Raw genomic sequence first — 25,526 nt, 5'->3', positions numbered from 1 at the left:
CTGCCTTTCCGGGCAGGCCGGAGTCGGGGATCCGCGTATACACGGATCCCGGGGCCGATCGGTTCGGTCTCTGGTCGGCGGCGCTGCCGATCTAGTGCGGTACGGGTAGCTGGACGTCGACGCTCAGGCCGCCGCCCTCGAGGGGCCGGGCGGCGATGATGCCGTCGTGTGCCTGGGTGATCGAGCGGGCGATGGCGAGCCCCAGTCCGGCGCCACCGCTCTGGTTCGTCCGGTCACGAGCCAGCCGCCGGAAGGGCTCGAACAGGCCGGCGACGGCCTCCGCCGGCACGATCTGCCCGGTGTTGGCCACGGTCAGCGCCGGTGTCCGCCCGACCGTGACGGCGAGCCGACCGCCGGGCCGGTTGTACTTGATCGCGTTCTCCACGAGGTTGGTCACCAGGCGCTCCAGCAGCACCCGCTCCCCCATCACGACCCGGGGTGCGAGCCGGCTCTCCACGGTCACCCCGGCCGCGGTCGCCCGATCCTGGTACGCGGCCAGCACCGCGCGGGTGATCTCGTGCAGCGGCTGCGGGGTGGAGGAGCGGAGTCCCTGATCGCTCTCGCTGAGCGCGAGCAGCCCCTCGATGAGCCGCTCGTTGCGCTCGTTGGTCTGCAACAGCTGGGCGGTCAGCAACTCGAGCTGCTCGCCGGTGAGCGCCTGAGCCATGCCGACCTCGATCAGCGTCCGCTGGACCGCCAGCGGTGTACGCAGCTCGTGCGAGGCGTTCGCGGCGAACCGTCGCTGCCCGTCGTACCCAGCGGCGATACGTTCCATCATCTGGTCGATGGCCCGGGAGAGCTGGGCGAGTTCGTCACGGCCACGCCGCCGGATCCGGTAGCCGAGGTTCTGCGGCCCGACGTGCGCGATCGGCTCGGCGAGGTCGCGTACCGGCCGCAGGCACCAGACCGCGGCACCCCAGACCCCGACCACCGCGACCACCGCGAGGACGAGTTCGACCAGTTGGGGGATCGCGTTGTCGAGCTGGCGCGCCGGATCGCACGCCAACCGCAGTCCGGGGGCCGGCAGACCGCAGATCTCCTCCGCGGGCAGCCACAGCATGCCCAGCACCCATTTGCCGAGGCCGGGCAGGAACAGCCCGGCGAGCAGCGCGAGCACGCCCACGAGCACGACGCGGCGGCGCGGACTCACTCCGGCCCGCCGATGCGGTAACCGGCCCGGGGCACCGTGTGGATGATGGCCGGCTGCCCGAGCTTCTTGCGCAGGGTCATCACCGTCACCCGCACCGCGTTGGTGAACGGGTCGGCGAACTCGTCCCACGCCTGTTCCAGCAGTTCCTCCGCGCTGACGACCCGACCGTTCGCACGCATCAGCACGTGCAGGACGGCGAACTCCTTCGGGCTGAGGTTGACCGGACGTCCGTCGCGGGTGACCGTGTGCCGGGCGACGTCCAGCGCCATGTCGTACTGCTCGAGCACCGGCGGCACGGCCGGCGCGGACCGGCGGCCGAGCGCCTGCACCCGGGCGACGAGCTCGGCGAACGCGAACGGCTTGGTCAGGTAGTCGTCGGCGCCCAGGCCGAGGCCCTCCACCCGGTCCCGGATGCCGGCGGCCGCGGTGAGCATCAGCACCCGGGTGCCGGCGTCCGATCCGGCGAGGCTGCGGCACACCTCGTCGCCGGTCCGCCCCGGCATGTCCCGATCGAGCACGGCCACGTCGTACCGGTTCACGGCGATCCGCTCCAACGCCCCGTCGCCGTCGTAGCAGACGTCGACCGCCATGGAGACCCGACGCAGCCCCTCGGCGATCATGTCCGCCAACAACCGCTCGTCATCCGCCACCAGCACCCGCACGCTTGCCGCTCCCGTGATCCTTCGTTGTCCGGCATACGGTCTCAAGCGGGAGATAAGCGTTTTGTAAACACCCGCCCGAGCAATCGTCCACGACCCGGGAGCAGGGACAAGCGGGGGCGAATCGGCGCTGTCCTGTTCGTACCGTACGAGGCGATCCGTCCCGGCTCTGGACGCGCGGCGACGTCACGAAGTGAACCGGATCACGCCGAGGGCTCACTCCGACTCCGTCGACCGCGCACTTGGCGGGCAGGGGTGACCTGGGTCACCATGGGCGCAAGGAGGTCGCCGGTGGCTGACCCGTGGCTCGCCCTGGAACTCGGCGCCGATCCCGCGGAGCGGATCGCGCAGGTCGCCGCCGCGCACGAGGCGTTCCTCACCGTCGGCACCGCCCCCGGCCGGGTCCGCGACGTGGTCCGGCGGTCATGGGAGCGATCCGCCCTGCTCGACCCGGAGGCCACCGCGCCGGTCGACCTGACCGACGACGCGCTGGTCGACTACCGCGCCGCCCACCCGCTGGCCCGGGTGCTGCCGCTCTTCCGGGACCTCCTCGGCGGCATCGCGTTCGACGGCGCGCACCTCATGGCGGTCTGCGACGCGCACGGACGACTGCTCTGGGTCGAGGGCCATCCGGGGGTGCGCCGGCGCGCGGAGGCGATGAACTTCGTCCCCGGCGCCCGGTGGGACGAGGCGCACGCGGGCACGAACGCCCCTGGCACCGCGCTGGCCGTCGACCACAGCGTGCAGATCTTCGCCACCGAGCACTTCAGCCGCCGGGTGCAGCGCTGGACGTGCGCGGCCGCACCGATCCACGATCCGCGCACCGGGCGGCTGCTCGGCGCGGTCGACATCACCGGCGGCGACCACCTGGCCAACCCGCAGAGCCTGGCACTGGTACGAGCCACCGCCCGCGCCGCCGAGGCGGAACTCGCCGCGGAGCGGCCGTCCGAACCGGGCGTGGCGACCGTCCTGGCGCTCGGCCGGGACGAGGCGGAGTTACGGGTGGACGGGCGGCGGGTCCGGCTCGGGCGCCGGCACAGCGAACTGCTCGTGCTGCTGCTCGAGCACCCCGAGGGGCGTTCCGGGGAGCAACTCGGCCTCGACCTGTACGGCGACGACCGGCTGCACCCGGTCACCGTACGCGCCGAACTGTCCAGGCTGCGCCGGGTACTCGGCCCGGAACTGCTCGACTCCCGCCCGTACCGGCTACGCGGGACCGTACGTGCGGATTTCCGCTCCGTCACCGCCCTGCTCGACCGGGGCGACCCGGCCGGCGCGCTCGACGCGTACACAGGTCCGCTGCTGCCCACCTCCGACGCGCCGGGAGTGGCCCGCCTGCGCCGGCTCATCGACGGCCAACTCCGGGCGGCCGTGCTCGCCACGACGGATCCGGCGCTGCTCGCGGCCTGGACCACAACGCCCGCCGGCGCCGACGACCTGGCCGCCTGGCAGGCGCTGGCGCGGGCGCTGCCGCCGGGCGCGCCGCGCCGACCACTCGCGGTCGCCCGCGTCCACCAGCTCGCCCGGGAGTACGGCCTGCCGCGCGCAACGTCGTTGCAACGTTCCGGTGACTAGCGTCGCCGCCGTCACCGCACCTCGACGGCGGAGGTAACCATGACGCGCTACGACGCGCCCACCCACTGGCAGTCCCGCTACGACCACTTCATCGGCGGCGAGTACGTCAAGCCGCACGGCGGACGGTACTTCGAGAACCCCACCCCCGTGACCGGCGAGACCTTCTGCGAGGTGGCCCGGGGCACCGCCGAGGACGTCGAGAAGGCCCTCGACGCGGCGCACGGCGCCGCCGACGCGTGGGGCCGCACGTCCGTGGCCGAACGGGCCCGCATCCTCAACCGGATCGCCGACCGGATGGAGGAGAACCTCGAATCCCTGGCGATCGCCGAGACCTGGGAGAACGGCAAGCCGGTACGCGAGACGCTGGCCGCGGACATCCCGCTCGCCATCGATCACTTCCGCTACTTCGCCGGGGCGATCCGGGCCCAGGAGGGAAGCGTCGGCGAGCTGGACGACGACACGGTCGCCTACCACTTCCACGAGCCGCTGGGTGTCGTCGGGCAGATCATCCCGTGGAACTTCCCGCTGCTGATGGCCACCTGGAAGCTCGCCCCGGCCCTCGCCGCCGGCAACGCCGTGGTGCTCAAGCCGGCCGAGCAGACCCCGGCGTCGATCCACCACTGGCTCTCGCTGGTGGCCGACCTGCTGCCACCCGGCGTCGTCAACGTGGTCAACGGCTTCGGTGTCGAGGCGGGCAAGCCGCTCGCCTCGTCGGCGCGAGTGGCGAAGGTGGCGTTCACCGGCGAGACCACCACCGGGCGGCTGATCATGCAGTACGCCAGCGAGAACATCAAGCCCGTCACGCTGGAGCTGGGCGGCAAGAGCCCGAACATCTTCTTCGACGATGTGAGCGCCGCGTCCGACGACTTCCTGGACAAGGCGCTGGAGGGCTTCACCATGTTCGCGCTCAACCAGGGTGAGGTCTGCACCTGCCCGTCGCGGGCGCTGATCCAGCAGGGCCACTACTCGGACTTCCTCGCGGCCGCGGTGGAGCGGACCAGGGCGGTGCGGCAGGGGCACCCGCTGGACACCGAGACGATGATCGGCGCGCAGGCGTCGAACGACCAACTGGAGAAGATTCTGTCCTACCTGGACATCGGCCGGCAGGAGGGCGCGAAGGTGCTGACCGGCGGGGCGCGGGCCGACCTGGGCGGTGAGCTGTCCGGTGGGTACTACGTGGAGCCGACCATCTTCGAGGGCGACAACTCGATGCGGATCTTCCAGGAGGAGATCTTCGGTCCGGTGGTCTCGGTGACCTCCTTCGCCGACCTCGACGAAGCCGTGAAGATCGCCAACGACACCCTGTACGGGCTCGGTGCCGGCGTCTGGACCAGGGACATCAACACCGCCTATCGGGCCGGACGGTCGATCCAGGCCGGACGGGTGTGGACCAACTGCTACCACGCGTACCCGGCGCACGCGGCGTTCGGCGGGTACAAGCAGTCCGGGATCGGCCGCGAGAACCACAAGATGATGCTGGAGCACTACCAGCAGACCAAGAACCTGTTGGTCAGCTACTCGCCGAAGAAGCTCGGCTTCTTCTGATGGGCACCGACCCGTCGGGCGCCGCGGTTCCCGGTCCGCCGGGCGCCGCGGCGCCGCCCGGCCCCGTTCCACTTCCTCGGGCGGCGGCACCGATCTCGCTGCCTCGCCCGGCGGAACCGGTCTCCGTGACGCCGGCCGCGGCGGAGCTGCTCCGGTCGCTACGGGAGCAGCACGGGCCGCTGATGTTCCACCAGTCCGGCGGCTGCTGCGACGGCAGTGCCCCGATGTGCTACCCGGCGGGCGAGTTCCGCACCGGCGGCTCGGACGTGCTGCTCGCCTCGCTGCAGATCGACGGTGTGCCGGAGCCGGTGGAGTTCTGGATGTCCCGTGCGCAGTGGGACCTGTGGAAACACACGAGGCTCACTGTGGACGTGGTGCCCGGCCGGGGCAGCGGCTTCTCCCTGGAGGCCCCGGAAGGCGTCCGCTTCCTGATCCGCTCCCAGCTCGCCGGGGCCGCACGGCCGGACGACCTCGCTTGACCCGGGTCGGCCGACGGCGATCTGCCACGGTGAGGTGGCTCAGGTCGCTGACACTTTCGCCGGTCACCCGGACGCTTCCTGTCCGGTCGCGCCACCGCCGCCGTCCACCGGGCCGGCCGCTGGATCCGCCTCCGGCCCCTGCCGTTCCCGGTGCAGCCGATGCAACACGTAGCCGACCAGCACCGCGATTGCCAAGACCACGAGGGCCAGCATCAGCGCCCAGAACGTACGCAGGTCGTAGCCGGCCTGGATCAGTTGCATCACCCCGGAGAGACCGATCGCCGCGACCACGCCCAGCAGGATGTCGATCCGACGGCGGTTGACTCGCTCACGCTCCGCCCGCCGCCGCGCAGTCGCCTCCTCGCGCGCCAATCTCAGCCGCAGCTCCCGCTCCTCCCGCTCTCGCGCGGCCCGCGCTGCCGCGATCGCCCATTCCTGCTGGCGACGCATCGACGCCTCGACCAGCGCACCGGCCCGGTCGGCGACCTTGTCGACCATGTCCTCGAACTCGGCGCGAAGCTCACCGAAGCGCGCGGCCGCGAGCAGCTGGTCGATCGTCACCCGGATCGCCGGGGACGTGACCAGCGACGGCGCGGTGAGGAACATCAGGACGGTACGGCTCGACATGACGAAGGCGTGCATCCGGAGCTGCAGGGCCTCCAGCCGCCCCTGCAGTTCGGTCAGCTCCTCGACATCGTCCCGGTGCGCGGACGAGGAGGCCGCCGCCGGGCCCAGCCCGGTGCGCGTCCGGTCCAGCCGTGTGGTCATCTCGGCCAGTTTCTCCAGCACCACCTGGTGGTAACTGGCCAGCTGGCCCTGCCAGCTGGCGAACATGCCGTCTAGGGAGGCCACGAACTCTGCCGTCTCGGCGATCGACCGCATCTGGTAGCTGGGGGTGCCCGGCGTCATCATCAAGGTCGTGTTGCAGCTGGACATCAGCAGATCACCATGGAAGCGGGACACGTCCACGACGGGGAGCCGCGCCGCGTCGACGGGATAGCGCAGCCACTCCGCCACGGCGCTCAATCCGTCCCGTACGGGGTTGCAGAGTGGTTGCGCGCCGAACGCCGAGAGCAGTTCCGCAGCCGTACGAACCGGCTCGACTGCGCCGGTCGATGGCGAGACGAGTGCGGCCCGGCCGACGGAGAGCAGCACGTGGTACATGCCCGGGCGCCCGCTGCACCGGACCCGCCGGGCCGTGGCCCGGGCGAGCTGCCCGGTCAGATCGGAGATCACCCGGTCCGCGAAGTCCGACAGCCGATACCACTGCGGGGCCGACGGGTCCGTCTCGACCATCCGCAGCGGAATGCCGAGTTGGGCCAGGTTGCCGGACTCGGGGGCGACCCGGACCATGGCCGCGTACACCTGCGGTGGGGTGGCCCCGGAGAGCTGCCCGGCGATACGCAGGAAGTGGTTGCCCAACTCCGACAGCCGCAACTCGACAGTGAAGGTCTGCGGCTCCGCCTCGGGCCGGTCGACGTCCCTGATCTCCAGGTCTGGCAGCATGATCGTCATGCCGCGGTACTGGCGCGCGTGCGGGTCGTCGCCCTTCCAGACATCGCTCAGTGAGAGATCGGCCGACACATCGGCCCGCGGATGGTCCCGAATCGCGCAGCCCGCGAGGGTCCAGTCGCGCGCCTCCCGGCGAGCAGCGCTGATCAGCTCCTGGGGCAGGTTGACGCTCGGCGGCGCCCCCATCCACGTTCCGTCACCGGGTACCTCCTCGAAGAGACCGAAGGGGTAGAGGTAGACGATCTGACCGTGCTCGACGCGGAGCCAGGGTTGCTCGACGGAGGCGGCGAGCGCCTCCAATGCGTAGCGGTGCGCCCGCAGCTCGCTGCGCTCGATGCCGTCGGGCAGGCTCTCCTCCGCTTCACGCAGGGTCCCGATCGCGCCGCCCACATCGCTTCCGCCGGTGGTGAAGTGGTCGTGGACCGCCCGCGCCGCCAGGGAGACCGCGCGGTAGTAGCGGACGTCGCCGCCGGCCTGGTCGGTCACGAAGGCCGACAGCGGGGACGGCGGGCAGGATGCGGCGTCCGCCAGCATCCGCTCGGCCCGGCCGGCCACCCGTCCGGCCAGCTCGGACCACGCGGCGAGGGAGCCGGCGTACCCGGCGTCGTAGCAGACCATCTCGAGGGCCAGTAGTTCGATCATCTGCAGCACCAGCCCGGCCGTCGCCACGTCGACCGCCTGCCCCTGCGCCGTGAGTCGCGACCACCCCTCGCCCACGAACCGCATGTGCTCCAGCGCCGGTTCGATGTCCCAGGCCTCTTCCCAGTACTCCTCGAAGAGCGCCTCGAGGTAGAGCAGCAGGGCCGGTGCCGCTCCCGGCAGGGGTGCGGCCACCGTCAGCGCATGCTCGATCGCCGATCGTAGCCGCAGCTGCTCCACCAGCGCCGAATCCCAGGTGGAGAGCGAGGCCAGCAGGTCGAACTCCTCGACGGCGAGACCGCCGGGCCGGCACAGCAGCCCGGAGAGCCAGCGACGCAGTGGCCGCAGGTCGCCCTCACCGAGCGCGTCGAGATGCTCCGCACCGATCTCCGCCACGATGTCCACTGAGCACTCCTCCGCTGCGGGCCGGCGTCGCACCGGGCACTATGCCAATTGACCGCAAGGAATCTCTACCCGGTGACGCCACGTCGGGCCCCGCACGACCCGGCCGCCATACGCTCCGGCCCGGCTCCCCGCGGCAGGCGCCGGCCGGCCGACGGTGGCCTGGCGGCTCTCGCCGAGGCGTCCGGCCGCCTCGATCACGAGGCGGGAGATCGTCGCTGAGTGGCCGGTGTGCCGGAACCGGCACCGAGGCGCCCTCCGGATACCTAGCCTGACAGGCAGGAGCGGCTCAGCGACGTTGACGGAGGCTCGCATGAGCATGGAGGCCATGGACGCGTTCGCCCGCGAGCGCGAAGTCGAGATCACCGTGACCGGCCGGAGGACGGGCCGGCAGATCTCCCACCCTGTCTGGTTCGTGCAGGAGGAGCAGAGCATGTTCCTGGTGCCGGTCTCCGGCCCCGACAGCGACTGGTACAAGAACGTCCGGCAGACGCCGGTGATCCGGGTGGCCGCGAACGGTACGGCGGTCAACTCGACGGCGACCCTCATCCAGGACCCGGATCGGGTCGACCACGTGGTGTCGCTGTTTCGCGAGAAGTACGGCGCGGACCAGGTGGAGAGCTACTACCCGAGGCACGACGTGGCGGTGCAGGTGCCGCTCGGCTGACCGGGGTCGGCGAGCGGCGGCGACGCGAGCCCGCCCGCCCGCCCGGCCTCAGAGGTTCGGCGGAATGACCCGCAGGTGACCTCGGCGGCCGGTCGAATGGGACTGCTTGTCCTGGTCGTCCTCCGGCGGACGCGGAGTCGGACGTGCCGCCTCACGGACCGCCTCGGCCAGTGCGACCAGGTCGTCGGTGGTGGGCGGGGGCGGCTCGAACTCGCCCTCGTGGCGAACGACGTCCCAGCCCCGCGGGGCGGTCAGGCTGCGGGCGTGCGGCTCGCAGAGGTCGTACGTGTGCGGCTCGGCGAAGGCCGCCAGGGGGCCGACCACCGCGGTCGACTCGTTGTAGACATAGGTCAATGTGGCGACCGCTTGCCGGGGGCAGCCGTTTCGGGAGCAGCGCCGTGGTGACCTCACGGCGGCAGGGTATCTCCATTACCGGGTCCGGCGCACCGGTTCGCGTTGCGACACGCCCGTCACGGTGATCACAATTCCCGGGTTCGGTGCCGGCCCGGCCCCGGCACGCCCGAACGGAGGCGCTGCCACCGGCCGAGGTCGCCCGGGGCTACCCTTTGCCTCATGACGAGCCCGGAACACCGCCGCCCCGGCTCCGGCCGGCGCGCACACCGCGACCGGCACGGGCGCGGCCTGCGCGGACGGCTGGTGCCGGCCACCGTACCGCTGGCCCGGACGAAGGCCGAGGTCTTCGACGACCTGGTCCTGGACACCGTCGAGACGCTTGAGCGGCGCTTCGCGAAGGAGCTGGCCGGGGTCGAGTTCGCGGTGGAGGACGTCCCGCCGGAGCTGAACGTCTACGACTCCGACGTGCTCGAGGACGGCGAGGTGCCGCTCGCACGCCTGCTGCCCGGGCGGCCGGGCCGGCAGGAGGTGCCACCCCGGATCGTGCTCTACCGGCGGCCGCTCGAGTTCCGGGCGATGGACCGGGAGGACCTCGCCGACCTGGTCCACGACGTGATCATCGAACAGGTGGCGAATCTGCTCGGAGTCGATCCGGACGAGTTGGCCTGACCGGTCCGGCCCCCACCGGACCCGGTCACGACTCACCCGCTCGCGGAGACCCTGGTCACACGCCTGCACCCGGGCGGCCCCCACCGCCCGGGCTCCGCGTCGATCAGGCGGCCCGCCGCTTCAGCTTCCGCCGCTCCCGCTCGGAGAGACCGCCCCAGATCCCGAACCGCTCGTCGTGGCCGAGAGCGTATTCGAGGCATTCCGTCTTGACCTCGCAACGCGAGCAGATCCGCTTCGCCTCACGGGTCGAGCCGCCCTTCTCGGGAAAGAACGCCTCCGGGTCGGTCTGCGAGCAGAGCGCCCGCTCCTGCCACTCCGGCGCGTTTCCGAGCAGGTCGGCCACCTCAAGCTGGCCGTCCATCAAATGCCTCCTTGTCGCGCACCGGCGTCATCGCCGCTGCAACCCCCCACGCGAAAGGCGTGCGTGTCCGTCCGGTCCGGTTTTGATGCGTTCCGCGCGAACAACCCCATTCAAATTACACGCGTGTAATACGTGCGCCGTCAAGCCAAACTTGATAATGGAGTCGTCCTCCCGACATGACCCGGACGGCCATCCGACCACCCGGCCTCGCAACCTGCCCTATCGATTCAGACCCCGGCCGAGTAACGCCCTCTCCGGCGAGTTGCCGGAGTTTTTCCCCGTGGCGCACCGGCGCCGGCCGCGCCGGAGCGGTCGCGAAACGCCACGGGGGCGCACCCGGACAGCACTGCTGATCTTGGTGGGGCACCAGGTTAACGCGACTCGCGACGGACCGCCCGTCGAGCGACCGCCGACGATCGCGGCTCGCCCACATTGTGGACGAGGCACCACGGACGAGAGTGGACGAAGATGCGTACGACGCGGGCGCGTCCTGCTCCGACCGATCACCACGCCTCCGCCAGCCCCGCGAAGGCCAGTGCCGAAACTTCCCACCAGACGGTACGGACCTCGACGCGGGTTCGAACGCGGCGCACGGTGGACCGCACGGCGGCCCGGCCTGCGGCCGGTCCGCACGGGGGTCCCGCCCGCCCGGCCGGCGAGACGATCCCGGCCAGGGACGAACATCGAACGCCCTCGGCATCGTGAACAACTGGTTGCCCGACCGCGCCCACCCCCGCCGACACCCGGCTTCGCCGATCGGTGCGACCAGGCGGTGGCGCGGAAGCCATTCGACCCGCATGATCCGGAATCGAATTCGCCCCGGCACGCAATTGTCGAGATCCACTCGCCTTCCATGATGTCGGGGTATCCCGATCAAGGCGATACCCCGACTACAAGGAAGGCGAGTTGACCATGACGGCGTTCGACACGGCGGAGGTCCGCCCGGATACCCAGGTGGCATCCGGGCGGACCGACAACGCCGCCGCGCGTCGAATGGGGCCGGCGCAGCGGGCACGGCCTTCTCGATCGCCCTCTCAGGACCCGACGGTTCCGTACGCGGTGCTCCGCCGACGCGCCGGACGTCCGGCGGCCGCCGCGATCGCCCGCAACTGCTCCTCCGTCCGGGCCGACCCGTTCGCCGAGCCGGCCATCCGGGAGATGGTCTCCTCCATGAGGGTGCCGCCCAGGTCGTTGCAACCGCCCTGGAGCATGGCGACCGTGCCGGCGTCGCCGAGCTTCACCCAGGAGCACTGGATGTTGTCGATCCGGCCGTGCAGCAGCAGCCGCGCCATCGCGTGCACCACCCGGTTCTCCCGCCACGTCGGACCGGGCCGGGCGATCCCGGCCAGGTAGATCGGGGCGTTGGTGTGCACGAAGGGCAGCGCCACGAACTCGGTGAAGCCATTCGTACGGTCCTGCACCCCGGCGAGTACCCGGAAGTGGGCGAGCCACTGCCCCGGGTGGTCGACGTGTCCGTACATCATCGTCGAGCTGGACCGGATGCCCAGCTCATGTGCGGTGGAGACCACCTCGACCCAGGCGGCCGCCGGCAACTTGCCCTTGGTCAGCACCCAGCGGACCTCGTCGTCGAGGATCTCGGCGGCCGTACCCGGGATGGTGTCCAGCCCGGCCTCCCGCAGTTGCGTCAGCCACTCCCGCACCGGCACGCCGGCCTTCGCGGCCGCGGTGACGATCTCCATGGGCGAGAACGCGTGCACGTGCATCTCCGGCACCCGCGCCTTGATCGCCCGGACGATGTCGGCGTACCCGGTCACGGGCATCTTCGGGTCGATACCGCCCTGCAGGCAGACCTCGGTCGCGCCGGCGGCCCACGCCTCCTCGGCCCGGTCGGCGACCTGGTCGACCGAGAGGCGGTACGCGTCCGCGTCCCGCTCGCGCTGGGCGAACGCGCAGAACCGGCAGCCCACGTAGCAGACGTTGGAGAAATTGATGTTGCGGTTGACCACGTACGTGACGTCGTCGCCGACCGCCGAGCGGCGCACGTCGTCGGCGATCCGGCACAGCTCGTCCAGGGCCGGGCCGTCGGCGCCGAACAGTGCCAGCGCGGCGTCGGTGTGCCGCGGCTCCAGCAGGGCCGCCGGATCGTCTGCGGCCAGTCGCAGACCGGCGCGCAGATCGTGGTCGCCCGCACCGGCCGGCGCCGGTGCGGCGGTCACCTTCGTGGCGACCTCGGCCCAGTCGCCGTACACGTTGTCGAAGTCGCCCCGACGGTCGCCGGTGCGGCCTGTCGTGTCGATCGTGACGTGCAGATCGGTACGCCCGCCGAAGACCTCCTCCGGCTCCTGCCACGGCCGGCCGACCGGGTGGGCGTCCTCGACGGCCAACCCGGTCTCCGCGTCGGCCAGCGCGGTGACGTGCGCCAGGACGCGCGGATCCAGCCACGGATCGCCGGCGCGGACGTACTCCGGATAGATGGTCAGCCGCTCCCGCAGGGTGAACCCGCCGTCGGCCGTACGCCGGGCCAACTCGTCCAGCTGCGGCCAGGGACGCTCCGGGTTGACGTGGTCCGGGGTCACCGGGGAGACCCCACCCCAGTCGTCGATGCCGGCGCGCAGCAGCAGGTCGTACTCGCCCTCGATCAGGTTCGGCGGCGCCTGGATGCGCATCCGCGGGCCGAGCAGCAGCCGGGCCACCGCCACAGTGGCCGCAAGGTCGTACAGTTCCGCGTCCGGCATACCGCGCATCGCGGTGTCCGGCTTGGCGCGGAAATTCTGCACGATCACCTCCTGGAGGTGGCCGTACTCCCGGTGGGCGCGGCGGATCGCGAAGAGCGCGTCGACGCGCTCGGCGTGGGTCTCCCCGATACCGATGAGGATCCCCGTCGTGAACGGGACGCCGACGCGGCCGGCGTCGTCGAGCACCCGCAGCCGTACCGCCGGTTCCTTGTCCGGCGACCCGAAGTGCGGGCCGCCCGGCTCGGACCAGAGCCGGGTCGCCGTCGTCTCCAGCATCATGCCCATGCTGGGGGCGACCGGCTTGAGTCGTTGCAGCTCGGACCAGGAGAGCACACCGGGGTTCAGGTGCGGCAACAGCCCGGTCTCCTCCAGCACCGCCACCGCGCAGGCACGCAGATAGTCCAGTGTGGAGTCGTAGCCGCGCTCGTCCAGCCAGCGCCGGGCCGCCGGCCAGCGCTCCTCCGGCCGGTCACCGAGGGTGAACAGCGCCTCCTTGCAGCCCTGTGCCGCGCCCTCCCGGGCGATCGCCAACACCTCGTCCCGGTCGAGGAAGGGCGCCGGGAGGCGGTGTGGCACGGTGGCGAAGGTGCAGTAGTGGCAGCGGTCCCGGCACAGCCGGGTGAGTGGGATGAAGACCTTCTTGGAGTATGTGACGACCCCGGGCCGGCCGGCGTCACGGAGTCCGGCGTCACGAATTCCGGCGGCAACGCCGAGCAGCTCGTCGAGGGCGTCGCCGCGCGCGCCGAGCAGCGCGGTCGCCTCGTCGACGTCCAGCGCCCGGCCGGTGGCGGCGCGGCGCAACGCCCGGCGCACACTCGCCTCGGTCGGCGCGGAGTCGGTGCGATCAACCATCCGCCCAGCCTAAGCGGTCATCGGCGGCGCCTTACCGCCCTCGTGGGCAACCACACCCCCGACACGCGCCACACCCGCCCGGGCGCGGAAGGACACACGTTCACCGAAAGAGTGGCCTACCCAGCTCAGAAGGCCACTCTTTCGGTGAACGCGTGCGTACCGGTCAGGCTCGCGCGTCGCCGGGGTTCAGCGGGTCGTCGCCCGGGTTGATCGGCTGGGTCCGGTCGCTCTCGCCGTCGCCGGGGCGCGGGATGGCCTGGGTGGGCTCGGCCGGTTGACGCGGAATCGTCTGGGTCGGCTCCGCCGACGGCGGCTGCCCGAACGGCGGTGCCGACGGCGGGGCCGGGTTCGCCGGCGGGGCGGACTGCGGCACGACGTTGGCCGGCGGAGCCGACTGCGGCGCCGGAGTGAACGGCGGCGTGGGCTGACCGTACTGCCCGTACTGGCCGGGCTGGCCGGGCTGGCCGGGCTGACCGGCGTACGGGTAGCCCGTCGGCTGGCCTGGCGCCGGGTACGCGCCAGGCTGGCCGGGCACCGGGTAGCCGCCGGGCTGGCCCGCGCCCGGCCAGCCACCGGGCTGCGGCGGCCAGCCGGGCTGCGGCGAGCCGTAGACGCCGGGCTGCGGCTTGGGCTTCGGCACGTAGTAGAACGCCCGCCAGATCGTGTACACGACGTACACGGCCACCGCGAAGAGCGCCAGCTGGGCAAGCCGAGTGAGCAGGCCGAGCAGGGTGTCGAGGACCGCGCCCTCGGCCAGCCGCCCCACCGTCGCGATCAGGAACGTCAGCGCGCCGAACAGGGCGCCGACGGCGTACTCGACCAGCGCCACCTGGGTGATCGTCTTCGCCTTCGACAGGACCGGCTCGATGTGCGTGGCGAGCAGCACGGCCAGCAGCGGCAACGCCGCGGCCTCGAAGCCGACGAACGCGAAGAAGGAGCTACCCGCACGGTCGCTGAAGCTGCCGTAGTCGGTCGGTGTCAGCAGCCGGATCAGGCCGACGAACAGGAACACGGCGTTCGCGCCGAGCAGCGCGAACGCGGCCAGTTCGCGTAGCGGCTTGGTCAGCTGGCGGGCCCGGTTCGCGTCGGCGGACGCGGGCTCGGCGGGGCTGGTCACTAGCTCTCCCAGGGGCGAGGCGGACGGTTTGCCGGACGTGAGCCTAGTCTCCCGGGCCACCGGAGGACCGCAGGCGTGGCGTGCGGGAGGATGGTCGGCATGCGCATCGTGGTTCTCGCGGGTGGCATCGGAGGCGCCCGGTTCCTGGTCGGCGTACGGGCGTACGCCCGCCAGGTGGGTGCCGAGGTGACCGCGGTGGTCAACGTCGGCGACGATCTCTACCTGCACGGGCTGAAGATCTGCCCCGACCTGGACAGCGTCATGTACACCCTGGGTGGCGGAGCCGACCCGGAGCGGGGCTGGGGACGGGTCGGCGAGACCTGGACGGTCAAGTCGGAGCTGGCCGCGTACGGGGCGGAGCCGACCTGGTTCGGCCTGGGCGACAAGGACATCGCCACGCACCTGGTGCGCACCACGATGACCAGCGCCGGCTACCCGCTCTCCGCCGTCACGGAGGCGCTGGCCACCCGCTGGCAGCCGGGCGTACGGCTGCTGCCGGCGACGGACGACCGGCTGGAGACGCACGCGGTGGTCGACCTCGACGGCGCCCAGCGGGCGATCCACTTCCAGGAGTGGTGGGTACGCCACCGGGCCGAGGTGCCGACCCACCGGTTCGTCTTCGTCGGCGCGGAGACTGCCAAGCCGGCGCCCGGCGTGTTGGACGCCATCGGGTCGGCCGACATCGTGCTGGTCGCGCCGAGCAACCCGGTGGTGAGCATCGCGCCGGTCCTGGCCGTGCCCGGGCTGCGGGAGGCGGTCACCGACGGGCCGGCCCGGGTGGTGGGCGTCTCGCCGATCATCGGCGGCGCGCCCGTGCGCGGGATGGCCGACCGCTGCCTCGCGGTGCTCGGGGTCGAGTGCAGCGCGGCCGGGGTGGGCGGCCTCTACGGCGGACGGTCGACGGGCGGCCTGCTGGACGGCTGGCTGGTCGCCGAGGAGGACGAGGGCACGGTGGTGCCGGACGTGACGGTCCGCGCGGTACCGCTGCGGATGACCGACGAGGCGGCGACGGCGGCGATGGTCCGCGCCGCGGTGGAGATGCAGTGAAGCTGGAGATCCTGCCGGTGCTGGGCATCGGCCACGTGTCCGAGGGCGACGACCTGGCGGCGCTGATCGCGACGGCGGCACCCTGGCTGCGCGACGGCGACGTGCTGGTGGTCACCAGCAAGATCGTCTCCAAGGCGGAGGGCAGGCTGGTGGACATCCCAGCCGACGGGCCCGAACGGCAGGTCGCTCGCGACGAGGTGCTGGCCGGGGAGACCGCCCGGGTGGTGGCCAGCCGGGGCGCGACCCGGATCGTGCAGACCCACCACGGTTTCGTGATGGCCGCCGCCGGCATCGACGCCTCGAACGTCGACAAGACCCGGCTCGTGCTGCTGCCGAAGGACCCGGACGCCTCGGCCCGGGCGCTGCGCGCCGCGCTGCGTGAACGCTACGACCGGGACGTCGCGGTGATCGTCAGCGACACCATGGGCCGGCCGTGGCGCAACGGGCTCACCGACGTGGCGCTCGGAGTGGCCGGGATGGACGCCATCCGCGACCACCGCGGCGAGACCGACCCGTACGGCAACGAGCTCAACCTGACCGAGATGGCGGTGGTGGACGAGCTGGCCGGCGCCGGCGAGCTGATCAAGGGCAAGATCGACCAGGTGCCGGTCGCCGTGATCCGCGGCTACCTCGGCACCACCCGGGACGACGACGGCGCCGGCGCGGCGGTGCTGGTCCGCGACGCCACGCAGGACCTCTTCTCGCTCGGCACCGCCGAGGCCAGGGCGGCCGGCCTCGCCGCCGGCGCCACCCTCGCGGACGGCCCGGGTGAGACACCGGCCGACCCGAACGGGATCCGGCGGGCGGTCGGCGCGGTCGCACACACGGTCGCACCCGGCACGGTGTTCACCCTCGTGGACGACGACGCACACCCCGGGCTGGCCGCCGCGGTGGCCGGTTGGCCGTCGCAGGCGACCCGGCTGATCCTCGGCTCACCGCCGACCCCGGTGAACAGTCTGGACCTGGTCCGCTTCGGCGCCGACCTGCACCGGCTGCGTATCGCGCTGGCCGTCGAGGGCATCCCGTCCCTGCTCCTGCCGCCCCCGGCGGCGAGCACCGCGAGCGCCGCCCTGGCCGTCTGACCGGTCCTGGCCGGTTCCGCCGCCGGCCCACGGCTCCGTCCCGGCGATCGGCGTGGACGGTCCTGATCAGGCGTCGAGGACGGCGCGGCCCAGCGGGGTCAGGGTGTGCAGCACCGTGTTGCGGTCCCGCTGGCTGACGAGCAGTCCGGCGTTGCGCAACACGGCCGTGTGCTGGCTGGCTGCCGCCGGCGAGATGTTCAACCGCCGGGCCATCTCGCCGGTGGTTAAGCCGTCGTCGCTGGCCTCCAGCACCGCGGCCCGGGTCCGCCCGATCAGCGCGGCGAGCGTCTCCCGACCGGTTACGGGCCCGGCCTCGTCGCCGGCGGGCAGCAGCCCACCCAGCCGGTCCACCGGATAGGCGAGGACGGGCGGCAGCGCCGGGTCCAGCAACGCCACGGGGGTACGCGCGCAGAAGAACGACGGCACGAGCAGCAGCCCCCGCCCGTCCAGGTGCAACTCGCGGCTGTCCGGGTAGTCACGCACCTCCAACACACCCGAGTCCCAGCGCATGTTCGGCCGCAGACTGGCGAGCAGCCCCTCCACGCCGCCGTCCAGCACCGCGCGGGCCCGGCGCACCCGGTCGGCCTCCACCGCCGCCTGGATCCGCCCCCAGTACGGGCTGATCGCCACCGACCGGTAACGCTCCATCGAGCCGGTCAGCGCGCGCAGCGCCTCCGGCTCGCCCCTGGCCAGTGCGGACGCCGACGGCGGCAACGGATTCTCGCCGGCGAGCACGGCCAGGTCACGACGCAGCAACTGGGCCGGCGTGCTGCGGACCGCGTCCAGTCCCGCCTCGAAGCCGCCAACGCTGGCGTACGGGGTGAGGAAGTCGGGGAAGTATCCGCGTGGCGGGTTCAACGCGAGCAGGAGATGCAGCTGCTCGGATGCGCTCTCCCGGCGCAGCCCGCCGGCGACGGTACGCCGCCAGGCGGCCATCATCGGGTCCCGGCTGCGGCCACGCAGGAGGTGCAGACTGAGGACCAGCTCCCAGACCGGATCGGCGGCCGGGGCGACCCGGGTCCGCAGGATGTCCTCGCCGGAAAAGTAGATCTTCAACATGGCGCGCTCCCGCTCGTCTGACCGGGGTGTGTCAGGCGACCGTTTGCACTCTACCGGCCGGCACTTATCTCCATCTTTAAGCGTGGGCTGAAAAACCTCGACGTACTCCGGGCGGGTTGGGCATGCTTCCAGTGCCCGTCGGTGCCGGCGCGTTCGTTGCGCGACGCTTCCGAGGCACCGGGCCGGGGAGGACCGGCGACCGGGCGGCGCCACGAGGGTCTGCGGCCCTTGCACCGCAGGGGTGCCGCCCGGCCGTCTCGCCGGGCGTTCAGGGCCAGCGGCTCGCGAGATCGATGCGGGGGCGGCTCGTACAGTGTCGGGATGCCCGACGTCGCGCCCGCGCCGAACAGCGCACCCAGCCATCCGACAATGCCCGCGATCACCGGCGACGACGACCCGTACGCGGCCTTGTACGCCGACGCGACGGCGCTGCTGACCGAGTGGACACCCACCAGCCCCGCCGCCGGCATGGCGCGGGAACGCACGCTGGCCCTGCTCGCGGCCGGACCGGTTGCGATGAGCCGGGCGCACCGCCCGGGGCACGTCACCGCGAGCGCGCTGGTCCTGGACGCCACCGGCAGCCGGGTACTGCTCTGCCTGCACGGCAAGTTCCACCGCTGGGTGCAGCTCGGCGGGCACTGCGAGCCCGGCGACCGGACGCTCGCCGGCGCCGCGCTGCGCGAGGCCACCGAGGAGTCCGGGATCCCCGGGCTGCGGATCGACCCGGTGCCGATCGACGTGGACATCCACCCGGTCACCTGTCAGGGTGGCTCACTGCACTACGACGTCCGGTTCGCGGTCCTCGCTCCGGCCGGCGCGGTGGAACACGTCAGCGACGAGTCCACCGCGCTCGGCTGGTTCCCGCCGGGGCAGCTGCCCGAGCCGCTGGCCGACGGGACAGTCCAGCTCGTGGCGCCCGCCCTCGCCACGCTCAGACGTAGTCCTCTTCGCCCCGCTCCTTGAGCTCGTCCACCAGGGCCTTCACGTCCTGCGCACGCTCACGGGGACAGACCAGCACCGCGTCCGGGGTGTCCACCACGACGAGGTCGTGGACGCCGATCGCGGCCACCAACCGGCCCGAGTGCGGCACCACCACGAGACCGGTGCTGTCCCTCAGCAGAACGCCCGGCTTGGCGGCGCCGAGCACCACATTGCCCGTGTGGTCCGCCGGCAGCACGTCACCCAGCGTGTGGAAGTCGCCGACGTCGTTCCAGCCGAAGTCACCCGGGACCGTCGCCACCCGTCCGGCCATCGCCGCGCCCTCCATGACCGCGTAGTCGACGGAGATCTTCGGCAGCGTCGGCCAGACCGCACCCAGCACCTCGTCCTGCTCCGGGGCGCCCCACGCTGCCGAGATGGCGGTCACGCCGGCGTGCAGAGCCGGCTGCTGCCGGGCCAGCTCGGCGAGGAACACGTCCACCCGCCAGACGAACATGCTGGCGTTCCAGAGGTGCCGACCGGAACGGAAGTACGCCTCGGCCACCTCGGCGGCGGGCTTCTCCTTGAACTCCGCGACCATGCGCAGCGGGCCGTCGCCGAGCAGGTCGCCGCACTCCAGGTAGCCGTAGCCGGTCTCCGCGCGGGTCGGGGTGATCCCGACCGTCATCAACAGCCCCTGCTCGGCGCCGCGCATCGCCTCGCGTACCGTCTCCGCCCAGCTCAGCGGATCACCGATCAGATGGTCGGCCGCGAAGGAGCCCATCACCGCGTCTGGATCCCGCCGCGCGATCACGGCCGCGGCCAGCGCGATGGCCGCGCACGAGTCCCGTGGCGACGGCTCCACGAGGATGTTCTCCTCCGGCAGACCGGCCAACTGCCGTGCCACCGCCGTCACGTGCGCAGCCCCCGTGACCACCATCGTCCGCTCAGGTGTGGTCAGCGGGGCCAGCCGCTCCACCGTCGCCTGTAGCAACGAGGCGGACGTCCCGGTGAGCGGATGCAGGAATTTGGGGTGGCCGGCACGGGACAGTGGCCACAACCTCGTGCCACTGCCTCCCGCCGGGATGACGGCATAGAGCATCAGCACATCATGCCCGAACGGCGCACACGCGAACCGGCGGTTTCGATGGACGTCAGGACCGGGCCCGGCTCCACGCCGCGATGTGCACCTCGGCGCTGGACTCCCAGGTGAACTCCTTGGCCCGGTCGAAGCCCGCCTTGGCCAGCGACAACCGGCGCGGCTCGTCGTCCAGCAGCGCCGCGAGGTCGGTCGCGACCTGGTCCGGGCTCTCACTCGTGTACGCCACGGCGTCACCGCCCACCTCGGGCAACGAGAGCCGGGGCGTGGTGAGCACCGGGGCGGCGCAGGCCATCGCCTCCAGGATCGGCAGCCCGAAACCCTCCCCGTAGGACGGGTAGGCGGCCACCAACGCCCCGCCGAGGAAGCCGGGCAGGTCCGCGTAGCGCAGGTAGCCCGGACGCAACAGCCGCAGGTGCGCAGGCACCTCGGCGACCGCCCGGTCGATGTCGTCGTCGTGCCCCTGGCCGCCGGCGATCACCAGAGCCGGCGGGTTGGGACGATCGGCGACCGCCTGCGCCCAGCCCCGGATCAGGTTGGGCACGTTCTTGCGCGGCTCCTTGGCGCCGAGGAACGCGATGTAGCTGCTGCTGCCCAGCCCGAGCCGGGCCCGCACGCGGGCCTTCTCCTCGTCGCTGGGCGCGTGGAACGCGGCGTGGTCCACCCCGTGGTAGGCGACGTCGATCCGGGTCGGGTCGGCGTCCAGCAGGCGGATCAGCTCGTCCCGGGTGGCCTTGCTCGGCACGATCACCCGATCGGCCCGGCGCAGCGACGTCTTGATGGCGCTGCGGAAGAACGTGCGGCGGGACTTGTCGTAGTGCTCGGGCTCGGTGAAGAAGGTCGCGTCGTGCACGGTCACCGTGACGGGACAGCCCGCACGTAGCGGACACGTGTAGAAGGGAGAGTGCAGCACCTGCGCGCCGAGCTGCTGGGCCAGCAGCGGCAATCCCGTCTGCTCCCAGGCGAGCCGGGCCGGCCGGTGTGCCACAGCCGCCGGCGCCGGCACGATCTCGGCGCCCGGCAACATCCGGGAGTATCGCTCGAGGTCGGTGCGGAGGCTGACGACGGCCAGATCCACACCCGACCCACACACCTTGCCCAGCGCCCCGAGCAGGCCGTCGACGTATCTCCCGACGCCGCCACGGTCGGCGGGGACACTCGTGGCGTCGATGAGCACGCGGGGCGGGCGACCGGCGGTCACGGGGCGACTCCTTGCTGGCGGGTCTGTGGGGAACAACACTCCGGTCGCAAGCCTACGCCGGAGCCCCCCGCCGACGCTGACTGCGACCCGACGGTACGCGTACTTGTCATCGTCGTCAGGTACGTACCGTGGCGGCGTATCGTTCGCGCCGATGGCCGAGAACATTGCCCGGGTCTTCGCCGACGCGATCGCACCCGATCCGACCCGACCGTTGCTCACCTGGTACGACGACGCCTCCGGCGAGCGCACCGAACTGTCCGGCGCCACGCTGGCCAACTGGGTGGCCAAGACGGCCAACCTGCTGGTCGACGGGGCCGCCGTGGGGCCCGACGACACCGCCGGAGTGCTCCTGCCGCCGCATTGGCAGACCGCCGCGGTCCTGCTCGGCTGCTGGTCCGCCGGGCTCACCGTGGCCGAGGTGCCGGGTCCGGTCGACGTGCTCTTCGCCGCCCTGGACCGGGTGACGGAGACGGACGCCTGGCCGGCGGACGAGCGGTACGCGCTCGCGCTCGACCCGTTCGCCCTGCCGCTGCGGGAGGTGCCCGCCGGTTTCGCCGACTACGTGGTCGAGGTGCGTGGCCACGGCGACCACTTCAGCTCGCACGGCTTGGGCGGCGGGGCCGACGCGGAGCTGCTCGGGCGGGCACGGGCCCGCGCGACGGAGTTCGGCCTGGTCGAGGGCGACCGGGTACTGATCGACGCGGCTCGGCACCCCGAGCCGGTGGACTGGCTGCTCGCGCCACTCACGGTCGGGGCCAGCGTCGTCCTCTGCGGCAACCTGGACCCGGCCCGCGTCGCCGACCGCGTGGCGGCGGAGAAAGTCACCCGGACCGTGGCCTGACACCCGGCACCGCTCGCGTCACCGTCGCGCGACGACTGCCGGAGTGCGGCACGCCGAGGGGCGGGGAGCGGGGGCGTCAGGCCGGGGTCGGGTGGTCCAGCGGGGCGCGACGTTGGGCCAGCTGCGCGAAGGCCGTGAGCGACTCCGGGTTGGCCAGGGCCCCCTTGGCCGCGGCGCGGTCGATCGGGGTGCCGGTGAGGATCCTCTTGACCGGCACCTCGAGCTTCTTCGCCGACAGCGTGCGCGGCACCGCCCGCACCTGATGGATCTCGTCGGGGACGTGCCGCGGCGACAGCGCGGTACGCAGCTCACGGCTGATCTTCTTCCGCAGCGCGTCGTCCAGCTCCAACCCGTCGGCGAGCACCACGAAGAGCAGCAGCTCGCCGGCACCGCCCTGGTCGTCCTCCAGGTGCACGACCACCGAGTCGACCACCTCGTCCAGCCCCTCCACCACGGAGTAGAACTCGGCGGTGCCGAGCCGTACGCCACCCCGGTTGAGAGTGGCGTCGGAGCGTCCGGTGATCACACAGCCGCCCCGCGAGTTGATCGTGATCCAGTCCCCGTGCCGCCAGACTCCCGGATAGACGTCGAAGTACGCCTCCCGGTAGCGGGAGCCGTCCACGTCGTTCCAGAAGCCCACCGGCATGCTCGGCATCGGCTCGGTGATCACCAGTTCGCCCAGCTCGTCGATGACGGCGGTGCCGTCGGCCGAGCGCGCCTCGACCTTCGCGCCGAGGGCCCGGCAGGTGATCTCGCCGGTGTGCACGGGGAGCAGCGGCACCCCGCCCACGAATCCCGTGCAGACGTCGGTGCCGCCGGAGAGGGACTGGAGCTGGAGGCGTTCGCCGACCGTCTCGTACACCCAGGTGAAGCCCTCGGCCGGCAGCGGCGCGCCGGTGGAGCCGAGGCCGCGCAGCGCGGAGAGGTCGGCGATCTCCTTCGGCACCAGGCCGGCCTTGCGGCAGGCCAGCAGGAACGGCGCGGACGTGCCGAAGTACGTGGTGCCGGTCTCCTCCGCCAACCGCCACAGCGCGCCGAGGTCGGGGTGGCCCGGGTTGCCGTCGAACAGCACGATCGCCGCGCCCACCGCCGGCCCGGAGACCAGGAAGTTCCACATCATCCAGCCGGTGGTGGTGAACCAGAAGAACCGGTCGCCGGAGCCCAGGTCGTGGTGCAGGGCGAGCATCTTCAGGTGCTCCAGCAGGATCCCCCCGTGCCCGTGCACGATCGGCTTGGGCAGCCCCGTGGTGCCGGAGGAGTAGAGCACGTAGAGCGGGTGGTCGAAGGCGACCGGGGTGAAGGTCAGCGGCTCGTCGGTCGGCGCGGCCAGCTCCGCCCAGGATGTCGCCGCATCGGGCACGGCCGCCGGGTCGAGGTAGCCGATGCCGACGGTGTGCCGCAGTGACGGCAGCGCGGCGCGGATCGCGGCGACCTCGGCGCGGCGGTCCACCGCCTTCTCGCCGTACCGGTAGCCGTCGACGGCGACCAGCACCGTCGGCTCGATCTGCTGCCAGCGGTCGGTGACGCTACGCGTACCGAACTCGGGGGCGCAGGACGTGAAGATCGCGCCGAGACTGCTCGTGGCGAGCAGCAGCACGTACGTCTCCGGGATGTTCGGCGCGTACGCCGCCACCCGGTCGCCCGCGGTGACCCCCAGCCGGCGCAGTCCCGCCGCCACCCGCCGGACCTGTTCGCGCAGCTCGGCGGCGGTCAGGGTGACCGGCGTACGGGTCTGGCCGTGCGCGATGACCACTGGATCGGCGTCGGCCCGGCCGGGCATGCGCAGCACGTTCTCGGCGTAGTTCAACGTCGCGCCCGGGAACCAGCGCGCTCCGGGCATGCTCCGGCCGGTCAGCGTGGCGGTCGGGGGAGTGTGCGCCACCACCTCGAAGTGGTCCCAGATCGAGCGCCAGAACGCTTCCAGATCGGTGACCGACCAGCGCCACAGCGCGTCGTAGTCGGCGAAGTCCAAGCCACGGTGCTCCCGCAGCCAGCGCAGGTAGCCCCCGATCCGGGACCGCTCGCGTACGTCCGCCGGCGGCGTCCACAGCACGTCACCCACTGCTCTGCCCTCCCCTGGCCCCGGACACGACTCTGTGCGATGGGCCGTGGCGCCATCTTGCCCTACGTCGAAGCGCCATTCTCCGCACCCGTCGCCACCGAAGGCGCGTGGCGGCCCCACATGTCAACCGGCTCTCCTGTGTGGGACCAGGGCGAGGAGGGGACACCTCGTCACGTCTCGCGGTCCCACCGGGGGTGCTCGTCGATCACCGGCTGCCGGCATGGCCCCCGCCCGCCGGGGAAGGCCGAGCAGGGGCCGCCTCCGCGCAGGTCAGCCGGCGCGGTGGGCCTGGATCGCGCGGCGGCGGGCCAGACGGTGGGCCCGCCGGATCTCCGCCTCCCGGAAGCGTCGCTCGTCCTCGGTCGTCTCCGGCAGCACCGGCCGCACCGGTCGCGGCGCGCCGCCCACGTCGACGCTGACGAACACCAGGTACGCGGTGGCGACCCGGATCGGCTCGTCCTCGGCCGAGTCCCACCGTTCCGCCACGACCCGGACACCGACCTCCATGGAGCTGTGACCGGTCCAGTTCACCTGGGCGTGCGCGTGCAGCAGGTCACCGACCCGGACCGGCTCGGAGAAGACGATCTCGTCGATCGCGGCGGTCACCGCCGTGCCGCCACTGTGCCGGGCGGCGGCTGCTCCGGCCACGTCGTCCACGAACTTCATCAGCACACCGCCGTGGACGGTGCCGTACAGGTTGACGTCCACGGCGGTCATGATCCGGCTCAGGGTGACCCGGGAGTACGACGTCGGCTTGCCGGCCGGCGCGGTGGAGGGGTGCTCGGTCATGACGGAAACGGTACGGTGCGCGGATGCGACATCTCTGGAGCTTCCTCGCCGGTTTGGTGGTGGCGCCTGTCACCTGGGTGCTGGTCACGCTCGGGCAGGACGGGTCGAGCGGCACGATCGGCCGCTGGGTGGAGATCGGAAAGTTCAACACGGCCAACCTGATCGAGCCGGCCGTCTACCTGGGAGTCGGTGGCATCCTTCTGGGCCTGCTCGGCACGCTGCGCATCTCGCCGGTCGGTCCGCTGGTGGCCGGACTACTGATGGTCGTCCCGTACATCGGGATGTTCGTGGCGCCGTTCGAGGTACGCGACACCGTCCCGGACGGCTGGAAGGTGTTCGGCGATCCGCTCCCGCTGCAACTGCCGGTGGAGAACGGCATGCTCTTCCTGCTCGGCATGATGTTGATCATGGCGACGTTCAGCCTGCAACGTTGGCGGCGCTGGCCGGCATCGGCAGGCGCGCCGGTGCCCGCCGAGACGGAGAAGAACACCACGGACAACGAGGTCACGTTGACCGACTGGCCGCCGGTCGCCTCCCCGGAGCGGGACACCGCCGCTCCGATCACCCTGGCCTACCCGGACTCCACCCCGACCGAGCCGCTCCCCCGGCGTACGGGTGGGGAGTCGCCGTGGTCGGCCCCGCCCCGTAAGCCGGAGGACAGCACCGGTATCCGCTGAGAGTGGGGCGGGTCGGCACCGCCGGCCCGCCCCCGACCCCGTGTCCACGGGAGCGGGGGCAACCCGACGGCGTA

At 72.3% G+C, this 25,526-nt stretch carries 22 protein-coding genes; 10 read left to right on the top strand and 12 right to left on the bottom strand.

Annotation, left to right across the window (positions count from 1 at the left end; all coding sequences use genetic code 11):
• Positions 1-91: 91 nt before the first annotated feature.
• Entirely contained in the window at positions 92-1,150 is a 1,059-nt protein-coding gene (locus BXA10_RS16390) for a sensor histidine kinase (RefSeq protein ID WP_076471223.1), read from the bottom strand.
• A complete protein-coding gene (locus BXA10_RS16385; RefSeq protein ID WP_076471222.1) occupies positions 1,147-1,812 on the bottom strand; it encodes a response regulator transcription factor in 666 nt (221 codons plus the stop codon). The genes BXA10_RS16390 and BXA10_RS16385 overlap by 4 nt, the downstream gene beginning before the upstream one ends.
• Positions 1,813-2,100: 288 nt before the next feature.
• On the opposite strand from BXA10_RS16385, the gene BXA10_RS16380 reads away from it, so the two are divergent.
• The 3 genes from BXA10_RS16380 to BXA10_RS16370 all read left to right on the top strand — a co-directional run bounded on the left by BXA10_RS16380 (position 2,101) and on the right by BXA10_RS16370 (position 5,408).
• On the top strand, positions 2,101-3,384 hold the full coding sequence (locus BXA10_RS16380; protein WP_076471221.1) for a GAF domain-containing protein: 1,284 nt from the start codon (positions 2,101-2,103) through the stop codon (positions 3,382-3,384).
• Positions 3,385-3,423: 39 nt separating this feature from the next.
• Positions 3,424-4,929 carry an aldehyde dehydrogenase gene (gene adh / locus BXA10_RS16375; protein ID WP_076471220.1) on the top strand — a complete coding sequence of 502 codons (1,506 nt, stop codon included), beginning with the start codon at positions 3,424-3,426 and terminating at the stop codon, positions 4,927-4,929.
• A gap of 98 nt (positions 4,930-5,027) precedes the next feature.
• Positions 5,028-5,408: a DUF779 domain-containing protein gene (locus BXA10_RS16370; protein WP_076471289.1), complete on the top strand. Its 381-nt coding sequence runs from the start codon at positions 5,028-5,030 to the stop codon at positions 5,406-5,408.
• A 63-nt stretch (positions 5,409-5,471) separates the two neighbouring features.
• On the opposite strand, the gene BXA10_RS16365 is transcribed toward BXA10_RS16370, so the two are convergent.
• On the bottom strand, positions 5,472-7,964 hold the full coding sequence (locus tag BXA10_RS16365) for a hypothetical protein (protein ID WP_076471219.1): 2,493 nt from the start codon (positions 7,962-7,964) through the stop codon (positions 5,472-5,474).
• A gap of 310 nt (positions 7,965-8,274) precedes the next feature.
• Here BXA10_RS16365 and BXA10_RS16360 point away from each other — a divergent pair, with 310 nt between their 5' ends.
• A complete protein-coding gene (locus BXA10_RS16360) occupies positions 8,275-8,628 on the top strand; it encodes a nitroreductase/quinone reductase family protein (protein ID WP_076471218.1) in 354 nt (117 codons plus the stop codon).
• A 48-nt stretch (positions 8,629-8,676) separates the two neighbouring features.
• On the opposite strand, the gene BXA10_RS16355 is transcribed toward BXA10_RS16360, so the two are convergent.
• Positions 8,677-9,039: a DUF3499 domain-containing protein gene (locus BXA10_RS16355; protein ID WP_076471217.1), complete on the bottom strand. Its 363-nt coding sequence runs from the start codon at positions 9,037-9,039 to the stop codon at positions 8,677-8,679.
• A 162-nt stretch (positions 9,040-9,201) separates the two neighbouring features.
• Between BXA10_RS16355 and BXA10_RS16350 the strand changes: the two genes are divergently transcribed.
• Positions 9,202-9,651, top strand: a complete 450-nt coding sequence (locus tag BXA10_RS16350) for a metallopeptidase family protein (protein WP_076471216.1) — start codon at positions 9,202-9,204, stop codon at positions 9,649-9,651.
• Positions 9,652-9,754: 103 nt separating this feature from the next.
• On the opposite strand, the gene BXA10_RS16345 is transcribed toward BXA10_RS16350, so the two are convergent.
• The 3 genes from BXA10_RS16345 to BXA10_RS16335 form a co-directional block, all read right to left on the bottom strand.
• Positions 9,755-10,012: a WhiB family transcriptional regulator gene (locus BXA10_RS16345; protein WP_007455784.1), complete on the bottom strand. Its 258-nt coding sequence runs from the start codon at positions 10,010-10,012 to the stop codon at positions 9,755-9,757.
• 1,034 nt (positions 10,013-11,046) lie between these two features.
• A complete protein-coding gene (locus BXA10_RS16340; protein ID WP_076471215.1) occupies positions 11,047-13,560 on the bottom strand; it encodes a bifunctional FO biosynthesis protein CofGH in 2,514 nt (837 codons plus the stop codon).
• Between the two features lie 163 nt (positions 13,561-13,723).
• Positions 13,724-14,677: a hypothetical protein gene (locus BXA10_RS16335; protein ID WP_076471214.1), complete on the bottom strand. Its 954-nt coding sequence runs from the start codon at positions 14,675-14,677 to the stop codon at positions 13,724-13,726.
• A 99-nt stretch (positions 14,678-14,776) separates the two neighbouring features.
• Between BXA10_RS16335 and cofD the strand changes: the two genes are divergently transcribed.
• Positions 14,777-15,724: a 2-phospho-L-lactate transferase gene (gene cofD, locus BXA10_RS16330; protein WP_076471288.1), complete on the top strand. Its 948-nt coding sequence runs from the start codon at positions 14,777-14,779 to the stop codon at positions 15,722-15,724.
• Positions 15,721-16,806 (top strand): coenzyme F420-0:L-glutamate ligase, encoded by a 1,086-nt coding sequence (locus BXA10_RS16325; RefSeq protein ID WP_076471213.1) that lies wholly within the window; start codon positions 15,721-15,723, stop codon positions 16,804-16,806. Before cofD ends, BXA10_RS16325 begins: the two co-directional genes overlap by 4 nt.
• A gap of 66 nt (positions 16,807-16,872) precedes the next feature.
• Here BXA10_RS16325 and BXA10_RS16320 read toward each other — a convergent pair whose 3' ends face one another.
• Positions 16,873-17,865 (bottom strand): ArsR/SmtB family transcription factor, encoded by a 993-nt coding sequence (locus BXA10_RS16320; protein WP_076471212.1) that lies wholly within the window; start codon positions 17,863-17,865, stop codon positions 16,873-16,875.
• Positions 17,866-18,234: 369 nt separating this feature from the next.
• Between BXA10_RS16320 and BXA10_RS16315 the strand changes: the two genes are divergently transcribed.
• Entirely contained in the window at positions 18,235-18,828 is a 594-nt protein-coding gene (locus BXA10_RS16315; RefSeq protein ID WP_076471211.1) for an NUDIX hydrolase, read from the top strand.
• On the opposite strand, the gene BXA10_RS16310 is transcribed toward BXA10_RS16315, so the two are convergent.
• Positions 18,797-19,885 (bottom strand): mannose-1-phosphate guanylyltransferase, encoded by a 1,089-nt coding sequence (locus BXA10_RS16310; protein ID WP_076471287.1) that lies wholly within the window; start codon positions 19,883-19,885, stop codon positions 18,797-18,799. The genes BXA10_RS16315 and BXA10_RS16310 overlap by 32 nt on opposite strands.
• Before the next feature lie 52 nt (positions 19,886-19,937).
• Positions 19,938-21,083 (bottom strand): glycosyltransferase family 4 protein, encoded by a 1,146-nt coding sequence (locus BXA10_RS16305; RefSeq protein WP_076471210.1) that lies wholly within the window; start codon positions 21,081-21,083, stop codon positions 19,938-19,940.
• Positions 21,084-21,234: 151 nt separating this feature from the next.
• Here BXA10_RS16305 and BXA10_RS16300 point away from each other — a divergent pair, with 151 nt between their 5' ends.
• Entirely contained in the window at positions 21,235-21,924 is a 690-nt protein-coding gene (locus BXA10_RS16300; protein ID WP_076471209.1) for a TIGR03089 family protein, read from the top strand.
• Between the two features lie 76 nt (positions 21,925-22,000).
• On the opposite strand, the gene BXA10_RS16295 is transcribed toward BXA10_RS16300, so the two are convergent.
• Together BXA10_RS16295 and BXA10_RS16290 are read right to left on the bottom strand one after the other, a co-directional pair.
• A complete protein-coding gene (locus BXA10_RS16295) occupies positions 22,001-23,986 on the bottom strand; it encodes an acetoacetate--CoA ligase (protein WP_076471208.1) in 1,986 nt (661 codons plus the stop codon).
• A gap of 270 nt (positions 23,987-24,256) precedes the next feature.
• On the bottom strand, positions 24,257-24,775 hold the full coding sequence (locus BXA10_RS16290; protein WP_076471207.1) for an acyl-CoA thioesterase: 519 nt from the start codon (positions 24,773-24,775) through the stop codon (positions 24,257-24,259).
• A 23-nt stretch (positions 24,776-24,798) separates the two neighbouring features.
• Between BXA10_RS16290 and BXA10_RS16285 the strand changes: the two genes are divergently transcribed.
• The gene (locus BXA10_RS16285) at positions 24,799-25,452 is read left to right on the top strand and encodes a hypothetical protein (protein ID WP_076471206.1); all 654 of its coding nucleotides are present in this window, start codon (positions 24,799-24,801) and stop codon (positions 25,450-25,452) included.
• The last annotated feature ends 74 nt before the right edge of the window (positions 25,453-25,526 follow it).

The sequence above is a fragment of the Micromonospora avicenniae genome (assembly GCF_900156065.1).
Classification (GTDB): Bacteria; Actinomycetota; Actinomycetes; order Mycobacteriales; family Micromonosporaceae; genus Micromonospora; species Micromonospora avicenniae.
This window is presented reverse-complemented; position numbering and strand designations above follow the sequence as displayed.